The organism is Metapseudomonas phytobenefica, from assembly GCF_043392685.1.
In the GTDB taxonomy this organism is placed as follows: domain Bacteria; phylum Pseudomonadota; class Gammaproteobacteria; order Pseudomonadales; family Pseudomonadaceae; genus Metapseudomonas.
This window is the reverse complement of sequence record NZ_JBHZGM010000020.1, coordinates 73,026-90,869: the sequence shown is the minus strand read 5'-3', so window position 1 is coordinate 90,869 and position 17,844 is coordinate 73,026. Positions and strand designations below refer to the sequence as shown.

Here is a 17,844-nt window from a genome sequence, read left to right as displayed (position 1 = left end):
GGGGCGTTCAGGCGGACCCGCTACCGCGCTGCTTGCGCGATGCCAGCGGCAGGTTGACGACCTTGTTCATGCGCTGCATTGGCGAGGGGCGGCGGAAGGTCCGCAGCATCTCGTTGGCTTCGGCGATCTGCTGCTCCAGTTCCTCGGTGTAGCGCTGCAGCTGCTGGCCGCGCTGACGGGTGAGCTGGGTTTCCTGGGCCAGGGCCTTGAGCCGCAGCATGTGGGTTTCCAGCAGCTGCTTGTGCTCCAGGGTGTGCTGCATCAGCGGCGTCAGGGCATCGCTGGCCCATTGCACGACTTCCAGGCGCAGGTGCTGGTGCATGGCGATGACTTCCTGTACCAGAGTGTCGAAGAAGCGCTTGCCGAGCTGGCGCTGCTCGGTTAGCAGGGTCCTGGGATGCAGGCGGAACTGATCGGCCTTGTCGCGCAGTTGGCGCAGCTCGCGGAGATAGCGCTTCACGTTGAACTGCTGCGCTTCTATCCCGTTCAGCGGGTTCTCTTCGTTGTGCCGACGATAGATGGCCGCGACCATCTTGTTGGCCATTTCCGCCTCGTGTTCGAGGCTGTGCAGGTCGTCCTGCACCGCATGGAAGAAATGCAGAATGCTCTGGTTGATGCCCAGCGTGGTCCAGCTGCCGGTGAGCTCGCGGCGCAGGCGTGCCAGGTGCTCGTCCAGGCGCTCGGTGCGCACGGCATTGCGCAGGACTTCGCCCTGGCGCTTGAGCAGGCGCTGGTTGGTTTTCAGGCCGAGCAGGCGGCGATGGTGCTGGGCATGGTCTTCCCTGGTCCGCGCGGTCAGCTCGAAGAGCATCTGGCCGTTGTCCTGCTGATGGTTGTCGAGCATCTGCTGCTGCTCGCGGACCTTCTCCAGGCGCAGGTTGAGTACGTGCAGGCTGTTCTGCAGCTGCGTCATCATCTGATGCGCCACGTGGTCTTCGATCAGGCGTTCCTTCTGCGTGACGATGCGCTCGCAGAGCAATTCTTCCAGTGCGCAGATCTGGCTGCGGACGAGCAGATCGCCATCCTTGCGCACCTTGGCCAGCAGTGCCTGCTTGGCCGACAGCGGCAGCACTTCGTCACTGCGGATGCCGAGCTGGCGGGCGGTGGTTTCCTGCATGCGGCGAATCGCATTCTTCACGGAAGCGTCGCCGGCCAGGTCATCCCAGAGCACGTCGATCTTGTTCAGCACGGCGAACAGGTGGGTCTGGGTGTCTTCGTCGAGCTGGCGGATGTGCCGCTGCCAGATGCTCATGTCGCTGGCGGTGACGCCGGTATCGGCCGAGAGCAGGAAGACGATAGCCTGGGCGGCCGGCAGCATCGACAGGGTGAGCTCGGGCTCGCTGCCGAGGGCGTTCAGGCCGGGGGTGTCGAGGATGCGCAGGCCCTTGCGCAGCAGCGGGTGGTCGAAGTTGACCATGGCGTGGCGCCAGGCCGGCACCAGGACTTCGCCGGGGCGGCCGGTGGGATCGAGCATGTCGGGGTGGAAGCCGAGCTGGATGGCCTGTTCCACCGGCATCGGCTTGGTCCGCGTCACCTGGGCGAAGGCCTGGATCATGTTGTCCGGGTCGCTCGGGTCCAGCGGGATGTTCACCCAGTGCCGCGGCGCTCGCTTGAACTGGGACACGCTGGCCGAGGCAGTGCGCGACTCGATGGGCAACAGGCGGATGTAGGAACGCTCGGAGCGCGGGTCGTAGAACAGTTCGGTGGGGCACATGGTGGTGCGCCCGGCCTGGGACGGCAGCATGCGCTGGCCGAACTCGGAGAAGAACAGGCTGTTGATCAGCTCGGTCTTGCCGCGGGAGAACTCGCCGACGAAGGCCAGGGTGATGTGATCGGTGCGGAGCAGGCGCTGGGCGCGCTCCAGCTTGGCCGAGAGCGCATCGGAGTTGAGCCGGTTGTGTTCGAGCCAGCTTCTATAGCGGGTGATCTCCCGCAGCAGCTCGCGCTTCCAGGCTACGTAAGCGTCGACTTGCTGACTGAGACGCTCCATGCTCATTCAGGCTCTCCTCGGGATCACGCGTCCTGCGTACGGGGCTAGACGAATTTCGTACCGAAATGCCGACGCTGGAGGGCAAACCGCGACGTCCGGGAGCGCGTTCCGGTTCAAGCGGTAGGGGCAGATTGCCAGCCAGTCATTGCTGGGCATTATGCGCCTTGGGAAAGGGGCGTCAATTGGTCGGCTCGCCACGCCCGCCTTAAGGTCGGTCAGGGCTGCCGAGCGGTCAGTCCCGGCAGGTCGGGGAGGGTGCGTGGGCTCCGGATGCGCACTCGCTTCTGGCGGTTCAGCTCGCCGCTTTCCAGGCTCACCTGGCTCTTGGCGACCCCAAAGGCTGCCGCCAGGAAGGCCATCAGGTGGGCATTCGCCTTGCCTTCCACGGGGGGCGCGGTGAGGCGGATCTTCAGCCGGTCGCCATGCAGCCCGGCGAACTCGTCACGGCTCGCCTTGGGCTGCAGGTGGCAGTCGAGGATCAGGTCATCGCCCGACCAGCGGTACCAGCTCGTCATAGGAAGGGGCTGAGGATCTGCGGCATGCCGGTCATGGCAGCCAGGTTGCCGATCACCAGCATATCCAGCAGTTTCAGTGCAATGAAGGCGAAGATCGGCGAAATATCCAGGCCGCCGAGGTTCGGCAGCAACTTGCGGAACGGCATCAGCAGCGGCTCGCAGATCTGGTTCACCAGTTGGGCGCCGGGGTTGTAGCTGCCCGGGGCGACCCAGGAGAGGATCACGCTGATGATCAGGGCGAAGAAGAACACCTTCAGGAACAGCGAGGTGACGCCGATGATCGACCAGATCAGCAGTTGCAGCAGGTAGCCGCCGACGCCGTAGCCCATCAGGGTCAGGGTGACGACCATCAGCAGCAGCTGGACGAGGATGGCCAGGACCAGGGAGGCGAGGTCCAGGCCGCCGAAGCCGGGGATGATCTTGCGCAGCGGGTTGAGCAGCGGCTTGGTGGCGCGTACCACGAACTGGCTCAGCGGGTTGTAGAAGTCGGCGCGCACCAGTTGCAGGATGAAACGCAGCAGGACGATCAGCAGGTAGAGGCTGCCGAGGGTCTGGATCACGTAGATGGCTGCGGTGTTGAGTCCGGTCATCGAAAGCTCCTTATTGGCCCAGTTGCTCGGCCAGCTCGGCCGAGCGCCGGTCGGCGGCGTTCAGTGCCTGTTGCACCAGGGCTTCGAAGCCGCCGGCCTGGAAGGTCTTGATTGCCGCTTCGGTGGTGCCGTTGGGCGAGGTGACGCGGCGGCGCAGTTCGGCGGCGTCCACGTCACTGGAAACCGCCATGCGCGCGGCGCCCAGGGCAGTCTGCAGGGTCAGCCGCTCGGCGGTGGCACGGGGCAGGCCCAGCTTCTCGCCGGCGGCGGTCATGGCTTCCATCAGCAGGAAGAAGTAGGCCGGGCCACTGCCGGAGACGGCGGTCACGGCGTCGATCAGCTTCTCGTCGTCCAGCCAAAGAGCGATGCCCACCGCGGACAGCAGTTGCCCGGCCTGCTCGCGCTGGGGGGCGCTGACCTCGGCGTTGGCATACAGGCCGCTCGCGCCCAGGCCTACCAGAGCCGGGGTATTGGGCATGCAGCGCACGATGGGGCGTGGGCCGAGCCAGGCGGCCAGGCTGGCGCAGGTGATGCCGGCGGCGATGGAAACCACCAGCTGGCCATCCTTCAGGCTGGGCGCCAGGGCCAGGCAGACCGCCTTCATGACCTGCGGCTTGGTCGCCAGGACCACCACGTCGGCGCCTTGCACGGCGTCGGCGTTGCTTTCCAGCACTTCGATACCGTGCTCGGCGGCGATCTTCGTGCGCTGCTCGGCGCCGGGGTCGCTGGCGCGGATGTGGTTGGCGGCGACGCCCTGGGCGCGCAGGCCGCCGATCAGGCTGGCGGCCATGTTGCCGGCGCCGATGAATGCAATGCGGGGAGTGCTCATGATTGCTTCCTTATTGATGCGAGGGCTGGCCGTAGTCGCGGGCGCCGAACAGCGCGGTGCCGATACGCACCCAGGTAGCGCCTTCGGCGATGGCCGCTTCCAGGTCATGGCTCATGCCCATGGACAGGGTGTCCAGCGAGTGGTTCAGCGCCTCCTGCAACTGGCGCAGGCGGGCGAAGGCGGCATGCTGCTCCGCCGGGTCTTCGGTGGGTTCGGGAATCGCCATCAGGCCACGCAGGCGCAGGTTCGGCAGCCCGGCCACGGCAGCGGCCAGGGCCGGCAGTTCCTCGGGGGTGCAACCGGACTTGCTGGCCTCGCCGCTGACGTTCACCTGCAGGCAGATGTTCAGGGGCGGCAGGGGCGCGGGGCGCTGGGCGGAGAGGCGCTCGGCGATTTTCAGGCGGTCCACCGAGTGCACCCAGTGGAAATGCTCGGCAATGGATTTGGTCTTGTTCGACTGGATCGGGCCGATGAAATGCCAGGTCAGCGGCAGGTCGGTGAGTTCGGCCTGCTTGGTCAGTGCTTCCTGCAGGTAGTTCTCGCCGAAATCGGCCACTCCGGCGGCGAAGGCTTCGCGGACGGCGGCGGCGGGTTTGGTCTTGCTCACGGCCAACAGGCCGATGCTGGAAAATTCTCGCCCTGAGGCTTGCGCCGCCTCACGGATACGCTCGCGAACCTTTGCAATATTGTCTGCTATCGTGGACATTACCTGCGCTCTACAGCCCGGCCTGAGTGGGGTCTGCGGCATTCTAACTGCCGCCGGAAAATGTAGCGAGCGACTGCCGGGCAAGGTCGGCATCGACAGCTTCAGGCCCGGCGCGGTGATCATTCAGCTGTCTGCAAACCGTTTGCTTCGTATTGGGGAGCCCCATGGATATTACTGAGCTGCTTGCCTTCAGCGCCAAGCAGGGCGCTTCGGACCTGCATCTCTCGGCCGGCCTGCCACCCATGATTCGCGTCGATGGCGACGTGCGCCGAATCAACCTGCCGGCCCTGGACCACAAGCAGGTACACGCGCTGATCTACGACATCATGAACGACAAGCAGCGCAAGGATTTCGAGGAATTCCTCGAGACCGACTTCTCCTTCGAAGTCCCTGGCGTCGCGCGTTTCCGGGTCAACGCCTTCAACCAGAACCGCGGTGCCGGCGCCGTGTTCCGGACCATTCCCTCGAAGGTCCTGACCATGGAAGACCTGGGGATGGGCGAGATTTTCAAGAAGATTTCCGACGTTCCGCGCGGCCTGGTGCTGGTCACCGGCCCCACCGGTTCGGGCAAGTCCACCACCCTGGCGGCCATGCTCGACTACCTGAACAGCACCAAGTACCACCACATCCTCACCGTGGAAGACCCGATCGAATTCGTCCACGAGTCGAAGAAGTGCCTGATCAACCAGCGGGAAGTGCACCGCGACACCCTCGGCTTCAACGAAGCCCTGCGTTCGGCCCTGCGTGAAGACCCGGATATCATCCTGGTGGGCGAGATGCGCGACCTGGAAACCATCCGCCTGGCGCTGACCGCCGCGGAAACCGGCCACCTGGTATTCGGCACGCTGCACACCACTTCCGCGGCCAAGACCATCGATCGCGTGGTCGACGTGTTCCCTGCCGAGGAAAAGTCCATGGTCCGCTCCATGCTCTCCGAATCCCTCCAGTCGGTGATCTCCCAGACCCTGCTGAAGAAGATCGGCGGCGGTCGGGTGGCGGCCCACGAGATCATGATCGGCACCCCGGCCATCCGTAACCTGATCCGCGAAGACAAGGTGGCGCAGATGTACTCCGCCATCCAGACCGGCGGCTCGCTCGGCATGCAGACCCTCGACATGTGCCTCAAGGGCCTGGTCGCCAAGGGGCTGGTCAGCCGCGAGAGTGCGCGGGAAAAGGCCAAGAACCCGGAAAACTTCTGATCCGCCTGAACGGCGTCGACACCGAGCAGCGAGAACACCATGGAATTCGAGAAACTGTTGCGCCTGATGGTGGAAAAAAGTGCTTCCGATCTCTTCATCACGGCAGGTGTGCCGGCGTCGATGAAGGTAAACGGCAAGATCATGCCGGTGACCAAGAACCCCATGTCGCCGGAAATGACGCGGGAAACCGTGCTGGGTGTGATGAACGAACAGCAGCGCCGGGAATTCGCCGAGCGCCACGAGTGCAACTTCGCCATCAGCGCGCGGGGCATTGGCCGCTTCCGCGTCAGTGCTTTCTACCAGCGCAACCTGGTGGGCATGGTGCTGCGTCGGATCGAGACCAACATTCCCACCATCGACGAGCTCAGGCTGCCGGAAATCCTCAAGAAGTTGGCGATGACCAAGCGCGGCCTGGTGCTTTTCGTCGGCGCCACCGGTACCGGCAAGTCCACTTCCCTGGCGGCGATGATCGGCCACCGCAACAAGAACAGCAGCGGCCACATCATCTCCATCGAGGACCCGATCGAGTTCATCCACCAGCACCAGAACTGCATCGTCACCCAGCGTGAAGTGGGCATCGACACCGAATCCTTCGAAGTGGCCCTGAAGAACACCCTGCGCCAGGCGCCGGACGTGATCCTGATCGGCGAGGTGCGGACCCGCGAGACCATGGACCACGCCATCGCCTTCGCCGAAACCGGCCACCTGTGCCTGGCTACCCTGCACGCCAACAACGCCAACCAGGCGCTGGACCGCATCATCAACTTCTTCCCCGCTGACCGGCAGCAGCAGGTGTGGATGGACCTGTCGCTGAACCTCAAGGCCATCGTCGCCCAGCAACTGGTGCCGACCCCCGACGGCAAGGGCCGCCGCGCGGTGATCGAAGTGCTGATCAATACCCCGCTGGTCGCCGACCTGATCCGCAAGGGCGAGGTGAACGAACTCAAGCCCCTGATGAAGCGCTCCACCGAGCACGGCATGCAGACCTTCGACCAGGCGCTGTACAACCTCTATTCCCAGGGCGAGATCACCTACGAAGACGCGCTGCTCTACGCCGACTCGGCCAACGACCTGCGCCTGATGATCAAGCTCGGCTCGGAAACCGATGGCGAACACCTGCAGCACATGAGCGACGGCCTGTCGCTGCAAGTGTCCGAAGAAGACCCGGGGCGCCGCTTCCGCTAAGCTTGCGCTCCATGAACAAGCCCGCTCACGCGGGCTTCTTCTTGTCCGCGATTCACACACACCTGCAGGAGGCAGCATGAACACCCGTCAGGACACCCACAGCAAGGTCATCGGCTACCTGCTCTGGATTTTCGGATTCCTCGGTTCCCACCGCTTCTACTACGGCAAGCCGGTGACCGGCACCATCTGGTTCTTCACCCTGGGCTTGTTCTTCATCGGCTGGATCATCGACCTGTTCCTGATCCCGGCCATGGACCGCGAAGCGTCCCTGCGTTTCAACTCTGGCCAGTACGACTACAATGTCGCCTGGATCCTGCTGACCTTCCTCGGCGTCTTCGGCGTACACCGCATGTACCAGGGCAAGTGGATCAGCGGCATCCTCTACCTGCTCACCGGCGGCTTCTTCCTGATCGGCGTGCTCTATGACTTCTGGACTCTGAATACCCAGGTGTCGGTGCTCAACGCCCGTTGAGCCTGCGCTTTTCCTTGTGGGGGCGAATTCATGCGCTAACCGGACCGCCAGGTCCGGCCTGCAAGCCTTGCCGGGGACGCTGCGCGAATGAATTCGCCCCCACAGGATCAATTCCCCTCGGCCTGCCCCCTTCGTCGGAACCCGTGGCGGCACTGCGCCCCGCGGCCTATGTTCCAGCGTGGGGCGCCTGCTTCGCCCCCCCTGCCTGGTCGCGCAAGGAGGTGACGCCATGAACAGTGTCAAAGATGTTCGTCCCGCAGTCCTCGACCTGATCGGCAATACCCCGCTGGTGCGGGTCACCCGCTTCGATACCGGCCTCTGCACCCTGTTCCTGAAGCTCGAATCCCAGAACCCCGGCGGTTCGATCAAGGACCGCATCGGCGTCGCCATGATCAACAGCGCCGAGCGTGATGGCCGGCTCAAGCCCGGCGGCACCATAGTCGAGGCCACCGCCGGCAACACTGGCCTGGGGCTGGCCCTGGTGGGGCGCGCCAAGGGCTATCGGGTGGTGCTGGTGGTGCCGGACAAGATGTCCACCGAGAAGGTGCTGCACCTCAAGGCCATGGGCGCCGAAGTGCACATCACCCGCTCCGATGTCGGCAAGGGGCACCCGGAGTACTACCAGGACCTGGCCGGCCGCCTGGCGGCGCAGATTCCCGATGCCTTCTTCGCCGACCAATTCAACAACCCGGCCAATCCCCTGGCCCACGAGAGCACCACCGGCCCGGAGATCTGGCAGCAGACCGGGCAGGACGTGGACGCCATCGTCGTCGGCGTCGGCTCGGCGGGCACCCTCACCGGCCTGACCCGTTATTTCCGCCGGGTGCAGCCCGATCTGGAAATGATCCTGGCCGACCCGGTGGGGTCGGTGATGGCCGAGTACGTGCGCTGCGGCACGCTGGGGCCCGTCGGCTCCTGGGCGGTGGAGGGCATTGGCGAAGACTTCATCCCCGGCATCGCCGACCTTTCCAGCGTGCGCCACGCCTATTCCATCAGCGACGAGGAGAGCTTCGCCCACGCCCGCGAGCTGTTGCGCGCCGAGGGCATTCCCGGCGGCTCCTCCACCGGCACCCTGCTGGCGGCGGCGCTGCGTTACTGCCGCGAGCAGAAGACGCCGAAGCGAGTGGTCAGCTTCGTCTGCGATACCGGCACCCGCTACCTGTCGAAGGTCTACAACGACCAGTGGATGACCGACCAGGGCCTGCTGGCACGCAAGCGCTACGGCGACCTGCGCGACATCATCGCGCGGCGCTACGAGGACGGCCGGGTGATCAGCGTGGGGCCGGACGACACCTTGCTCACCGCCTTCCAGCGCATGCGCCTGGCGGATGTCTCGCAACTGCCGGTGCTGAGCGACGGGAAACTGGTGGGGGTGGTGGACGAATCGGACATCCTGCTCGGCGTGCATGCCGACGCCACGCACTTCCGCCAGCCGGTGGCGAGCGTCATGACCACGCGCCTGGAGACCCTGGCACCGGACGCCAGCCTGGCTGAACTGCAGGAAGAGCTGGACCGCGGCCTGGTCGCCATCATCGCCGACTCTGCCGGATTCCACGGCCTGATCACCCGCTCAGACCTGCTCAATCACCTGCGGAGGACCCTTGCATGAGCCAGCAGGACGATACCGAATCACGTGCCTTCGCCACCCGCGTCATCCACGCCGGCCAGACCCCGGACCCGTCCACCGGGGCCATCATGCCGCCGATCTACGCCAACTCCACCTATGCCCAGCAAAGCCCGGGCGTACACAAGGGGCTGGATTACGGCCGTTCCCACAACCCCACGCGCTGGGCCCTGGAGCGCTGCGTCGCGGATCTGGAAGGCGGCGCTCAGGCCTTCGCCTTCGCCTCCGGGCTGGCGGCCATTTCCACGGTGCTGGAGCTGCTCGACAGCGGCTCCCACATAGTTGCCAGCAATGATCTCTACGGCGGTACCTTCCGCCTGTTCGAGCGGGTGCGGCGGATTAGCGCCGGGCACAGGTTCAGCTTCGTCGACTTCAGCGATATCGACGCCATTCGTGCAGCGATCCGGGACGATACCCGCATGCTCTGGGTGGAAACCCCGAGCAACCCGCTGCTGCGCCTGGCCGACCTGGAAGCCATCGTCGAGCTGTGCCAGGGGCGGGGCATCATCCTGGTGGCGGACAACACCTTCGCCAGCCCCTGGGTGCAGCGGCCTCTGGAACTGGGCTTCGACCTGGTGGTGCACTCGACCACCAAGTACCTCAATGGCCACTCCGATGTGATCGGCGGCATCGCCGTCGTTTCCGCCGACAGCCGCTGCGACCTGCTGCGCGAGCGCCTGGGCTTCCTGCAGAACGCGGTGGGCGCCATCGCCGGGCCCTTCGATGCCTTTCTCACCCTGCGCGGGGTGAAGACCCTGGCGTTGCGCATGGAGCGCCACTGCCACAACGCCCTCGAGCTGGCCTACTGGCTGGAGCAGCAGCCGCAGGTGGCGCGGGTCTACTACCCCGGCCTGCAGTCCCACCCGCAGCACGCCCTGGCGCGGCGGCAGATGCACGGCTACGGCGGCATGATCTCCCTCGACCTGCGGAGCGACCTGGCGGGTACCCGGCGATTCCTCGAGGCGGTGCGCATCTTCACCCTGGCCGAGAGCCTGGGCGGTGTGGAAAGCCTGATCGAACACCCGGCGATCATGACCCACGCCAGCATCCCGGCGGAGATCCGCGCGGAACTGGGCATCGGCGATTCGCTGGTGCGGCTGTCGGTGGGGGTGGAGGACGTGGACGACCTGCGCGCGGATCTGGCGCAGGCGTTGGAGAGGATTTGAACAGCGAACTTCGGGTCAGTTGCTGCGCCGTCTGAATTTTTCCCCTCTCCCCAACCCTCTCCCTGAAGGGAGAGGGGCCGGGGGAGAGGGGGTATCCCCGCGCCTCAACTGTCAGGCGTCAGCGTCAGCACCTCCTGGCTATTGGCTTTCACCTCATCCTCGGCAAAGTGCATCGGCAGGTATTCGCCGCGCATATAGGCCTCGGCCTGGTCGTCGTAGTGGCGGTCGAAGGGCACGCCGCTCTGGCCTACCGGGTTGATGCCCAGGGCATGCTCGGCGTCGGCCATGTCCACCAGGCGGCGGGTGGAGGGACCGTAGATCACTCCCCAGGGGGCCGGGCTGATGCGGTGGGACAGGTTGTTGGGCATTTCGTGGCCACCCGGGGAGGCGAAGGGGCCGACGTTGAACAGCCTATCCAGAGGCTTCTGCTGCCCCAGTGGATGGTTGTTGGTCAGGGTATGGGAGTTGCCCCATTGCCATTTCGCGCTGTCCTCGCCCAGGGTCTTCTTCAGGTGCGCCAGGCTGGCCTGCCAGGCGGCCTTGACCACGTCCGCGCGGCTTTCCTTCTCTGCCGTATCGCGCTTGTCCCACCAGGGCGAGCTGGCGTCGGCGGTCAGGCGCGGCAGGGCGGTATCGAGCACGCGGGTCTGCAGCAGGCTGTCGAAGAAGGCATCACCCAGTTCGTCGTGCATGGCGGCCCTGGCCAGTTCGTAGGTGAGCTGGTTGAACAGGGTGGCGGGAATCGAATCCAGCTTGTGGTCGCCGTCCCACCCCGCCAGTTGTTCCACCAGGGCCTTCTCACGCTCGTCGGTGGCGGCTGCACGCAACTCGTCAAGCAGCGGCGCCAGCAGGCGCGGGCCATAGCCGGTGCCGGTATCCAGTTGTAGCGCCTGGCTGTTCTGCACATCCCACTTCACTCCGGTCTGGGCGAGGCGCTCATTCAGGCGCTGGCCGCGATCCGCCACGTTGTAGTAGCCGGGAATGGCGACGCCGGTGGGCGACAGCGGCTGGTGGTTGGCAGAGACGATGTAGCCGCGCTCGGGGTTTTCCTCCTGGGGGTTGGCGCTGAAGGGCAGGTAGCCGGGCTTGTCCGCCTCGGCGGTGCTGCCGTCGAGGATGAACGCAGGGTTCACACCTTCCGGGCGCTGTGGCAGTTTGGCCGACGCCCACCAGCCAATGTCGCCGCTGGCGCCGGTCCAGATCACGTTCAGGCCGGGGGAGTGGATCTTCTTCACGGCGGAGCGGGCCTTGTCCAGGCTGTCGGCGCGGTTGAGCTGGTAGAAGGCATCGAGGATCGGGTTCTCGGTTTCCAGGAAGGCCCACCACATGGCGATCGGTGTCTTGCCGGCGGCCGCGCCCAGTGCGTCGTTGATGATGGGGCCGTGGGGCGAACGGCGCAGGGTCAGCTTCACCGGTTCGCCGTCCTTGACCTGGATGGTCTCCTCGCGGCTTTCCAGGTTCACCCACTGGCCCTGGTACCAGACCTGGTCCGGGTTGTCCGGATTGATCTTCTCGGCGATCAGGTCGAGGTCGTCGTTCTGGAACATGGTCAGGCTCCAGGCGAACTCGCGGTTGTGTCCGAGGGAGGCGACCGGGTTCAGGGCCTGGTGGTGGCCGTAGAGTTCGAAGCCCGGGTAGCTCAGCTGCGCCTCGTACCACACCGCCGGCACGGCGAAGCGGATATGCGGGTCGCCGGCCAAGAGCGGCTTGCCGCTGGCGGTGCGGCTGCCGGATACGGCCCAGGCGTTGCTGCCCTCGAACTGCGGCAGGCCGGCTTCGACCAGGGCCTGCTGACTGAGATGCGCGAGGCGGTTGAGGTCCTGCCAGTCCCCCGTGGCCAGCGGCTGGCCGAGCACGCCTTCGGGGTGCCAGTCGAGGTCGAAGGTTTTCAGGTAGTCGGCGCCCAGTTCGTCGCGCACATAGGTGAGCACCGGTTCGGTGCGAAACGCGGCGGCGAAGCTGTAGGCCATGTAGCCGGCGACGGAAAGGGTGTCGGCGACCGTGAAGGGGCGCTTCTCGATGCCCAGCAGGTCGAACTCCACCGGCGCCGGCCGGCTGTCCTGGCACTGGTTGATGCCGTCGAGATAGGCCTGCAGGGCCTTGGTCGCAGGGCTGTCCTGGTCCATCTTGCGGGCGTATTCGTCGGCGTGGGCGCGAATCCCCAGGGTGCGGAACAGGCGGTCGGTGTCCACCAGGCGGGCGCCGAGGACTTCGGCCAGCTCGCCGCGCGCCAGGCGGCGCAGCATTTCCATCTGGAACAGGCGGTCCTGGGCGTGGACGAAACCCAGGGCGCGGTACATATCGGCTTCGTTGCCAGCCTGGATGTGCGGCACGCCTCGCTCGTCGTAGCGGATGGTCACCGGGGTCTGGAGATGGGCCAGGGAAAGTTCGCCGTCGCGCAGCGGCTTCTTGCTTTCGCTGTACCAGACAGCGCCGCCGGCGACAGCGGCGACGATGACGGCCAGGGCGGTCAGGGTGCGTTTCATGCACGGTTCTCCTTGTTGTGGTCGCCGCATTCTCCCCAAGCGGAACCTGGCGGGCATTGACCGGAGACGTGCGAGCTGAAAGTCTTCGGTCAATTCCGAGGAGCCGCCATGCCCACCGTCGAACCCGATGCCTCCAGCTTCGCCCCGCTGACCCATTCGGCCACGCTGCGACGCCTGCTCTATGAGGCGCTGGCCGAGCTGGGCCTCGATCCGGGGCGCATCTACCAGGGCGTGAACCAGCACCGTCGCCCGGGGCCGCCACCGGTGGACGGCCGCCTGCGCCACGACGATGCGCCGCAGTTCTGGCTGGCCGCCGACGCATTGATCGGCGACCCCGATATCGGGCTGCATCTGGGCGAGGTCATGAAGCCGCGCCTGCTCGATGTGGTGGGCTACCTGCTGCTGGCCAGCCGTGATCTTGCCGAGGCGCTGGCGAGCTTCCTGCGTTTCCAGCACATCCTTTCCGGCGGCTTCGTTGCCCAGCTGCGGAGCGAAGGCGCGCAGGCCCGGCTGGTGCTTGACCTCAATTACCTGGGGTTCTCCTCCCTGCGCCAGCAGATGGAGTGCCTGGCGCTGCTGTTCGCCAAGCTGCTGGGCTTCATCACCGATGGCGAGTTCCGCCTGGAGGGCGTGCAATTCCGCCACTCCCGGCCGGCACGGGTGAGCGAGCACCAGCGGCTGTTCGGCCTGTTGCCGGAATTCGGCTGCGAGCACGACGCACTGCTGTTCCCGGCGTCCCTGCTGAAACGTCCGTCGCGTACCGCCAATCCCGAGCTGCACCAGTTGCTCTGGCGACATGCCGAGGCGCAACTGGAGGCGCTGGCCGGCAATGACCTGCTCAATCGCCTGCGCTACCTGCTGGGGGTGCGCCTGGGCCAGGCGGACTGCTCGCTGGAGGCTTGCGCGGCGGAGCTGGGGCTTGGCGCGGGTAGCCTGCAGCGCGCCCTGGCGGCGCAGGGCAGCACGCTGCGCGGGGTGCGCGAGTCGGTGCAGCAGCTACGTGCGGTGGAGCTGCTGCGGGAGGGCAAGGCGATGCGCGAGGTGGCGCGCGCCTGCGGATTCTCCGAGCTGTCGCCGTTCTACCGGGCCTTTCGCCGCTGGTACGGCATGCCGCCGGAGGTTTATAGGGCGCGCCTGAACGCGGTCTAGGACGGCTCGTTCCAGGCGCAGAAGCAGCCCGCCGCCAGGGTGCTGCTGGCGCTCACCGGGCGGTTGTCGATCAGGGCTTCGAGGATGGGTTCGATGAAGCTGTTGGCCGAATTGCACACCGCGCCTTCGCTGTACGGGCCGAAGTAGGCGAGGCGGCCTTCGCGGTCCCAGATGCCCACGGCGGGCACCGCCGGCAAGCCTTCGGCACCCGGTACTTCGGCCAGTGGCTGCAGGGCTTCCAGACCCGGCGGCAGCTGGCCCTTGCTGCCCGGCTTCTGCAAGGCGTGGAAGGTCACGCCCTGGTGCGCGAAACGCTCGATCAGTTCGGCCAGGTGCTGCTGATTGCCGGCGTTGCAGGGGCAGGCCGGGTCCCAGAAGTGCACCAGACGGATCGGCCCCGGCCCGGCGAGTTCGGCCGGCAGGCGCAGTTGTTCGCCGGAGAACACCGTGGCTTGGGCGTTGAAGGGGCGGACGTAGCGCGACTCGTACCAGCGCAGAGCCAGCATGATGGCGCCGACGCAGGCGAGGAGGGCGAAGCTGGTGATCAGGGTCTTGGGCTTGAATGCACGCATGGATATGGGCCTGTGCAGGGGCGCGTAGCTTGCCACGTTGCGCCGGGCAGCAGAATATCGGCAGCCGGCCAGGACCCCAGGCGGTCCTGCGGATAGCCTTGCTCCATTTCAGGGAAAGCCCGATGTCAGACCCGTTCCAGCCCGATCTCCTGCGTTCGCTGTTGCGACCCTTGGCCGCAGGCGCCGCCGACCTGCGCCAGGCCCAGAGCTATCGTGCGTTCTACCGGCTGGACTTCGCCTCTCGCATTCCCGGCGTGCAGGCGCGCCTGGGCTGCGTCGAGGCGGCCGGCTATACGCTGGTCACCCAGCTCTGGTTGCCGCCCGATGCACGCGCCAGCCTGGTAATGCTGCACGGCTACTACGACCACATGGGGCTCTATGGCCATCTGGTGGAGTGGGCACTGGGCATGGGGTTCGCGGTGATTGCCTGCGACCTGCCCGGTCATGGGCTGTCCAGCGGTGCGCGCGCCAGTATTGGCGACTTCGCCGAATACCAGGCCGCGCTCCAGGCCCTGCTGGGCGAGGCGGCGGCCCTGGACCTTCCGCAACCCTGGCACCTGGCCGGGCAGAGCACCGGTGGCGCCATCCTGCTGGATTACCTGCTGACCGGCACGCCGCGTCCGGAACTGGGCGAGACCCTGCTGTTCGCGCCATTGGTGCGTCCGCGTTCCTGGGGCTGGTCGAAGTTCAGCTACCAGTTGATGCGGCACTTCGTCGAAAGCATTCCACGGCGTTTCAGCGTCAACTCCAGCGACGCCGAGTTCATCGAGTTCGTCCATCACAAGGACCCGCTGCAGCCGCAGACCCTGCCCACCGCCTGGGTCGGCGCGCTGGCGCGCTGGGTGCCGCGCATCGAGCGGGCGCCGCGCAGTTCGCGGCGGCCGCTGGTGATCCAGGGTGATGGCGACATGACGGTGGACTGGCAGCACAACCTCAGGGTGCTGGCGGAGAAGTTCGACCAGCCGGAGGTGCTGATGCTGGAGGGGGCCGGCCACCATCTGGTGAACGAGGCGCCGGCCTATCGGGAGCGGTACTTCGGTTTTCTGCGCGAACGCCTGGACTGAGGTCAAGGCGCCGCAGGATGGATCGATCTCGATGGGTTTCGTTCCTCTACCCATCCTACTGAGGGCTTCAGAGGCCCTGTTGGGCCGAGGCGTCCTGGCCCACGGCAAGGCCGGCGCGCACGGCGGCCAGGGCAGCCTGGTAATAGGCCTTGCCTTCAGCGGATTCGGCGAAGGTGACGAACTCTTCCAGTTCCGGGTCGGAAAGGTCGCGGTAGACGTAGAGCAGGGTGTTATCCAGGTCGTTGCCGATCTGCTCCATCAGCCGCTGGCGCTGGCCATCGATCATGCCTTGTGCCTGACCGTTGCCGAGCAGGCCGGGAAGCATCTGGCTCAGGCTGTCGGCTGCGACTCCGGCCAGCGCCAGGCTGACTTCGGCGCCGGCTTCGCGGGCCGGCAGGGCCTGGGACAGGTGGCGAATCAGCAGGCGGCGGGTGGCCTCGGCCTCGATGCGCGGCAGCCCGTTGACGTGCTGGGCCAACTGGTCGCGGCGGGTGGCCAGGGTTTCTGCAGCGATGATCTTCTTGCCCAGCGGCGACTGGAAGAAGGCCAGCGCCGGGCGCGGGTCCTGAAGCTGATTGCGCAGCGCGACCTGGGCCCGCTGGTCGATGGCCTGGGGCTGGAAGCGGCGATTGCTGTTGTCCACCAGGGCCTGGTAGACCGCTGGCGGCAAGGTTTTCTGGTAGCGCTGCTGGGCCGCTGTGAGGGCGTCGTTGAAGTGCGCGCGCTGCTCCGGCCAGCCGGCTGCCTGATAGAGGTCGGTGTGCTCGTCGGCCAGGGCGGGCAAACCGAAGAGGAGGAGGGTGATGGCGAAGAGCAGGCGCATGAAATCTCCTGGATGACGCAGTCCGCAATTCGTATCGGACCCACGCGGATGGCATCGGTTCGGTGGGGAAGGCGGTGGCGGCGGGCGGGCAGTGCGGGATTGAACGTGCGGCTATTCTCAGCGGACTCGGGCTTTATTGTCGAGGTGTCGGAAACTGCTGCAAGTCATGTGGGCGAATTCCTGGTCGCTGGTAGAATTCCGCCATCATGACTTCATTTCCCGAATCCCCGCTGACCACCCTGATCGTCGACGACCTGGCCAACCAGGGCTGGTCCCATCAGCGCCTGGCGCTCCCTGCCGAACTCACCGCCAATCTCGCCGAAGAGTGCCGCGTGCGCTCCGCCGCCGGGAGCCTTGCGCCGGCATCTGTGGGACGCGGCGAGGGACAGCAGGTTCGCGAGGGGGTGCGCGGCGACCGTATCCACTGGCTGGAGCCCGGCCAGTCGGCCGCCAGCGATGCCTACCTGGCGCTGATGGATGAACTGCGCCAGCGTCTCAACCTGGAACTTTACCTCGGGCTGGAAGACTTCGAGTGCCACTTCGCCCTCTACCCGCCCGGCGCCTTCTACCAGAAGCACCTGGACCGCTTCCGTGACGACGACCGCCGCACGGTGTCGGTGGTGGCCTATCTGAACGCCGACTGGCAGGCGGAGCAGGGTGGCGCCCTGCGCCTCTACCTGGCCGAGGGCGAGCGGGACGTGCTCCCCGAGGGCGGCAGCCTGGTGGTGTTCCTGTCCGCCGAACTGCCCCATGAGGTTTTGCCGGCGAGCCGCGAGCGCATGTCCATCGCCGGCTGGTTCCGCCGGCGGGGTGGTCCGCTCTAGCCCTGCTCCGGGCGCTTCCCGCCCAAGGATGGGGAAGTTCGTCGCCTGCCTCTTTGACCGGCTTGGCAGTTGCCCGGCCCAGGCAATCCCTTCGATCAGAGCCCGGTCCGTACCGGTGCCACTGGCGTTACCGCCAAGATGCTCTTCTGGAGAAGACGATGCAGAAGATTCTGGTCAGCCGCTGCCTGCTCGGGCAGCGCGTGCGCTACGACGGCGGCGCCCATGGGCCCTTCGGCCTGCTGGAGCGCTGGCAGGCGGAGGGGCGCATCGTGCCGCTCTGCCCGGAAGTGGCGGGCGGCCTGCCAACCCCGCGCGCACCAGCGGAGATCGCCGGTGGACGCGGCGCCGCGGTGCTGGACGGTGAATTGCCGGTGCTTACCGACGCTGGCCAGGACGTGACCGCCGAATTCGTCGCCGGGGCGCGCATCGCCCTGGAACTGGTTGCGGCTCACGGTATTCGCATCGCGCTGCTCAAATCGCGCAGCCCATCCTGCGGCAACAAGGAGAACTACGACGGCACGTTCAGCGGCGTGCGCGTCGCGGGTGAGGGGGTGACCGCCGCGGCCCTGCGTCGCGCCGGGGTCGAGGTGTTCAGCGAAGAAGAGTTGGCCGAGGCCGCCGCGCGCTTGGCCGAACTGGACGAGGCCTGA

At 66.4% G+C, this 17,844-nt stretch carries 17 protein-coding genes; 9 read left to right on the top strand and 8 right to left on the bottom strand.

Annotation, left to right across the window (positions count from 1 at the left end):
- Nucleotides 1-7 precede the first annotated feature (7 nt).
- The 5 genes from ACFW0B_RS16835 to ACFW0B_RS16815 all read right to left on the bottom strand — a co-directional run bounded on the left by ACFW0B_RS16835 (nucleotide 8) and on the right by ACFW0B_RS16815 (nucleotide 4,630).
- Nucleotides 8-1,996, bottom strand: a complete 1,989-nt coding sequence (locus ACFW0B_RS16835; RefSeq protein WP_449150094.1) for a dynamin family protein — start codon at nucleotides 1,994-1,996, stop codon at nucleotides 8-10.
- A gap of 209 nt (nucleotides 1,997-2,205) precedes the next feature.
- Nucleotides 2,206-2,505 carry a DUF167 domain-containing protein gene (locus tag ACFW0B_RS16830; protein WP_449150092.1) on the bottom strand — a complete coding sequence of 100 codons (300 nt, stop codon included), beginning with the start codon at nucleotides 2,503-2,505 and terminating at the stop codon, nucleotides 2,206-2,208.
- On the bottom strand, nucleotides 2,502-3,095 hold the full coding sequence (locus ACFW0B_RS16825) for a YggT family protein (protein ID WP_120653589.1): 594 nt from the start codon (nucleotides 3,093-3,095) through the stop codon (nucleotides 2,502-2,504). Before ACFW0B_RS16825 ends, ACFW0B_RS16830 begins: the two co-directional genes overlap by 4 nt.
- A gap of 10 nt (nucleotides 3,096-3,105) precedes the next feature.
- Entirely contained in the window at nucleotides 3,106-3,924 is an 819-nt protein-coding gene (gene proC, locus ACFW0B_RS16820; RefSeq protein ID WP_449150089.1) for a pyrroline-5-carboxylate reductase, read from the bottom strand.
- 10 nt (nucleotides 3,925-3,934) lie between these two features.
- The gene (locus ACFW0B_RS16815; RefSeq protein WP_449150087.1) at nucleotides 3,935-4,630 is read right to left on the bottom strand and encodes a YggS family pyridoxal phosphate-dependent enzyme; all 696 of its coding nucleotides are present in this window, start codon (nucleotides 4,628-4,630) and stop codon (nucleotides 3,935-3,937) included.
- A gap of 164 nt (nucleotides 4,631-4,794) precedes the next feature.
- Between ACFW0B_RS16815 and pilT the strand changes: the two genes are divergently transcribed.
- The 5 genes from pilT to ACFW0B_RS16790 all read left to right on the top strand — a co-directional run bounded on the left by pilT (nucleotide 4,795) and on the right by ACFW0B_RS16790 (nucleotide 10,276).
- Nucleotides 4,795-5,829 carry a type IV pilus twitching motility protein PilT gene (gene pilT / locus ACFW0B_RS16810; RefSeq protein ID WP_449150085.1) on the top strand — a complete coding sequence of 345 codons (1,035 nt, stop codon included), beginning with the start codon at nucleotides 4,795-4,797 and terminating at the stop codon, nucleotides 5,827-5,829.
- Between the two features lie 39 nt (nucleotides 5,830-5,868).
- A complete protein-coding gene (locus tag ACFW0B_RS16805) occupies nucleotides 5,869-7,014 on the top strand; it encodes a PilT/PilU family type 4a pilus ATPase (protein WP_449150083.1) in 1,146 nt (381 codons plus the stop codon).
- A gap of 76 nt (nucleotides 7,015-7,090) precedes the next feature.
- Nucleotides 7,091-7,486, top strand: coding sequence for an NINE protein (locus ACFW0B_RS16800; RefSeq protein ID WP_449150081.1), 396 nt, complete (start codon nucleotides 7,091-7,093; stop codon nucleotides 7,484-7,486).
- Nucleotides 7,487-7,715: 229 nt separating this feature from the next.
- Entirely contained in the window at nucleotides 7,716-9,095 is a 1,380-nt protein-coding gene (locus ACFW0B_RS16795; protein ID WP_449150079.1) for a pyridoxal-phosphate dependent enzyme, read from the top strand.
- Complete coding sequence (locus ACFW0B_RS16790) at nucleotides 9,092-10,276, top strand: trans-sulfuration enzyme family protein (protein ID WP_449150077.1); 1,185 nt, start codon at nucleotides 9,092-9,094, stop codon at nucleotides 10,274-10,276. Before ACFW0B_RS16795 ends, ACFW0B_RS16790 begins: the two co-directional genes overlap by 4 nt.
- A 104-nt stretch (nucleotides 10,277-10,380) precedes the next feature.
- Here the strand turns inward: ACFW0B_RS16790 and ACFW0B_RS16785 are convergent, their stop codons facing one another.
- Nucleotides 10,381-12,762 carry a penicillin acylase family protein gene (locus tag ACFW0B_RS16785; protein ID WP_449150075.1) on the bottom strand — a complete coding sequence of 794 codons (2,382 nt, stop codon included), beginning with the start codon at nucleotides 12,760-12,762 and terminating at the stop codon, nucleotides 10,381-10,383.
- A gap of 108 nt (nucleotides 12,763-12,870) precedes the next feature.
- Here ACFW0B_RS16785 and ACFW0B_RS16780 point away from each other — a divergent pair, with 108 nt between their 5' ends.
- Entirely contained in the window at nucleotides 12,871-13,911 is a 1,041-nt protein-coding gene (locus ACFW0B_RS16780) for an AraC family transcriptional regulator (RefSeq protein ID WP_449150073.1), read from the top strand.
- On the opposite strand, the gene ACFW0B_RS16775 is transcribed toward ACFW0B_RS16780, so the two are convergent.
- A complete protein-coding gene (locus ACFW0B_RS16775; RefSeq protein ID WP_449150071.1) occupies nucleotides 13,908-14,483 on the bottom strand; it encodes a DUF6436 domain-containing protein in 576 nt (191 codons plus the stop codon). The two genes, ACFW0B_RS16780 and ACFW0B_RS16775, sit on opposite strands and share 4 nt — an antisense overlap.
- Nucleotides 14,484-14,605: 122 nt before the next feature.
- On the opposite strand from ACFW0B_RS16775, the gene bipL reads away from it, so the two are divergent.
- Complete coding sequence (gene bipL, locus ACFW0B_RS16770; protein WP_449150069.1) at nucleotides 14,606-15,547, top strand: phospholipase BipL; 942 nt, start codon at nucleotides 14,606-14,608, stop codon at nucleotides 15,545-15,547.
- Nucleotides 15,548-15,614: 67 nt separating this feature from the next.
- Here bipL and ACFW0B_RS16765 read toward each other — a convergent pair whose 3' ends face one another.
- Complete coding sequence (locus tag ACFW0B_RS16765; RefSeq protein ID WP_449150067.1) at nucleotides 15,615-16,370, bottom strand: hypothetical protein; 756 nt, start codon at nucleotides 16,368-16,370, stop codon at nucleotides 15,615-15,617.
- A gap of 206 nt (nucleotides 16,371-16,576) precedes the next feature.
- On the opposite strand from ACFW0B_RS16765, the gene ACFW0B_RS16760 reads away from it, so the two are divergent.
- Entirely contained in the window at nucleotides 16,577-17,194 is a 618-nt protein-coding gene (locus tag ACFW0B_RS16760; RefSeq protein ID WP_449150065.1) for a 2OG-Fe(II) oxygenase, read from the top strand.
- Nucleotides 17,195-17,352: 158 nt separating this feature from the next.
- The gene (locus tag ACFW0B_RS16755; RefSeq protein ID WP_449150063.1) at nucleotides 17,353-17,844 is read left to right on the top strand and encodes a 2-thiouracil desulfurase family protein; all 492 of its coding nucleotides are present in this window, start codon (nucleotides 17,353-17,355) and stop codon (nucleotides 17,842-17,844) included.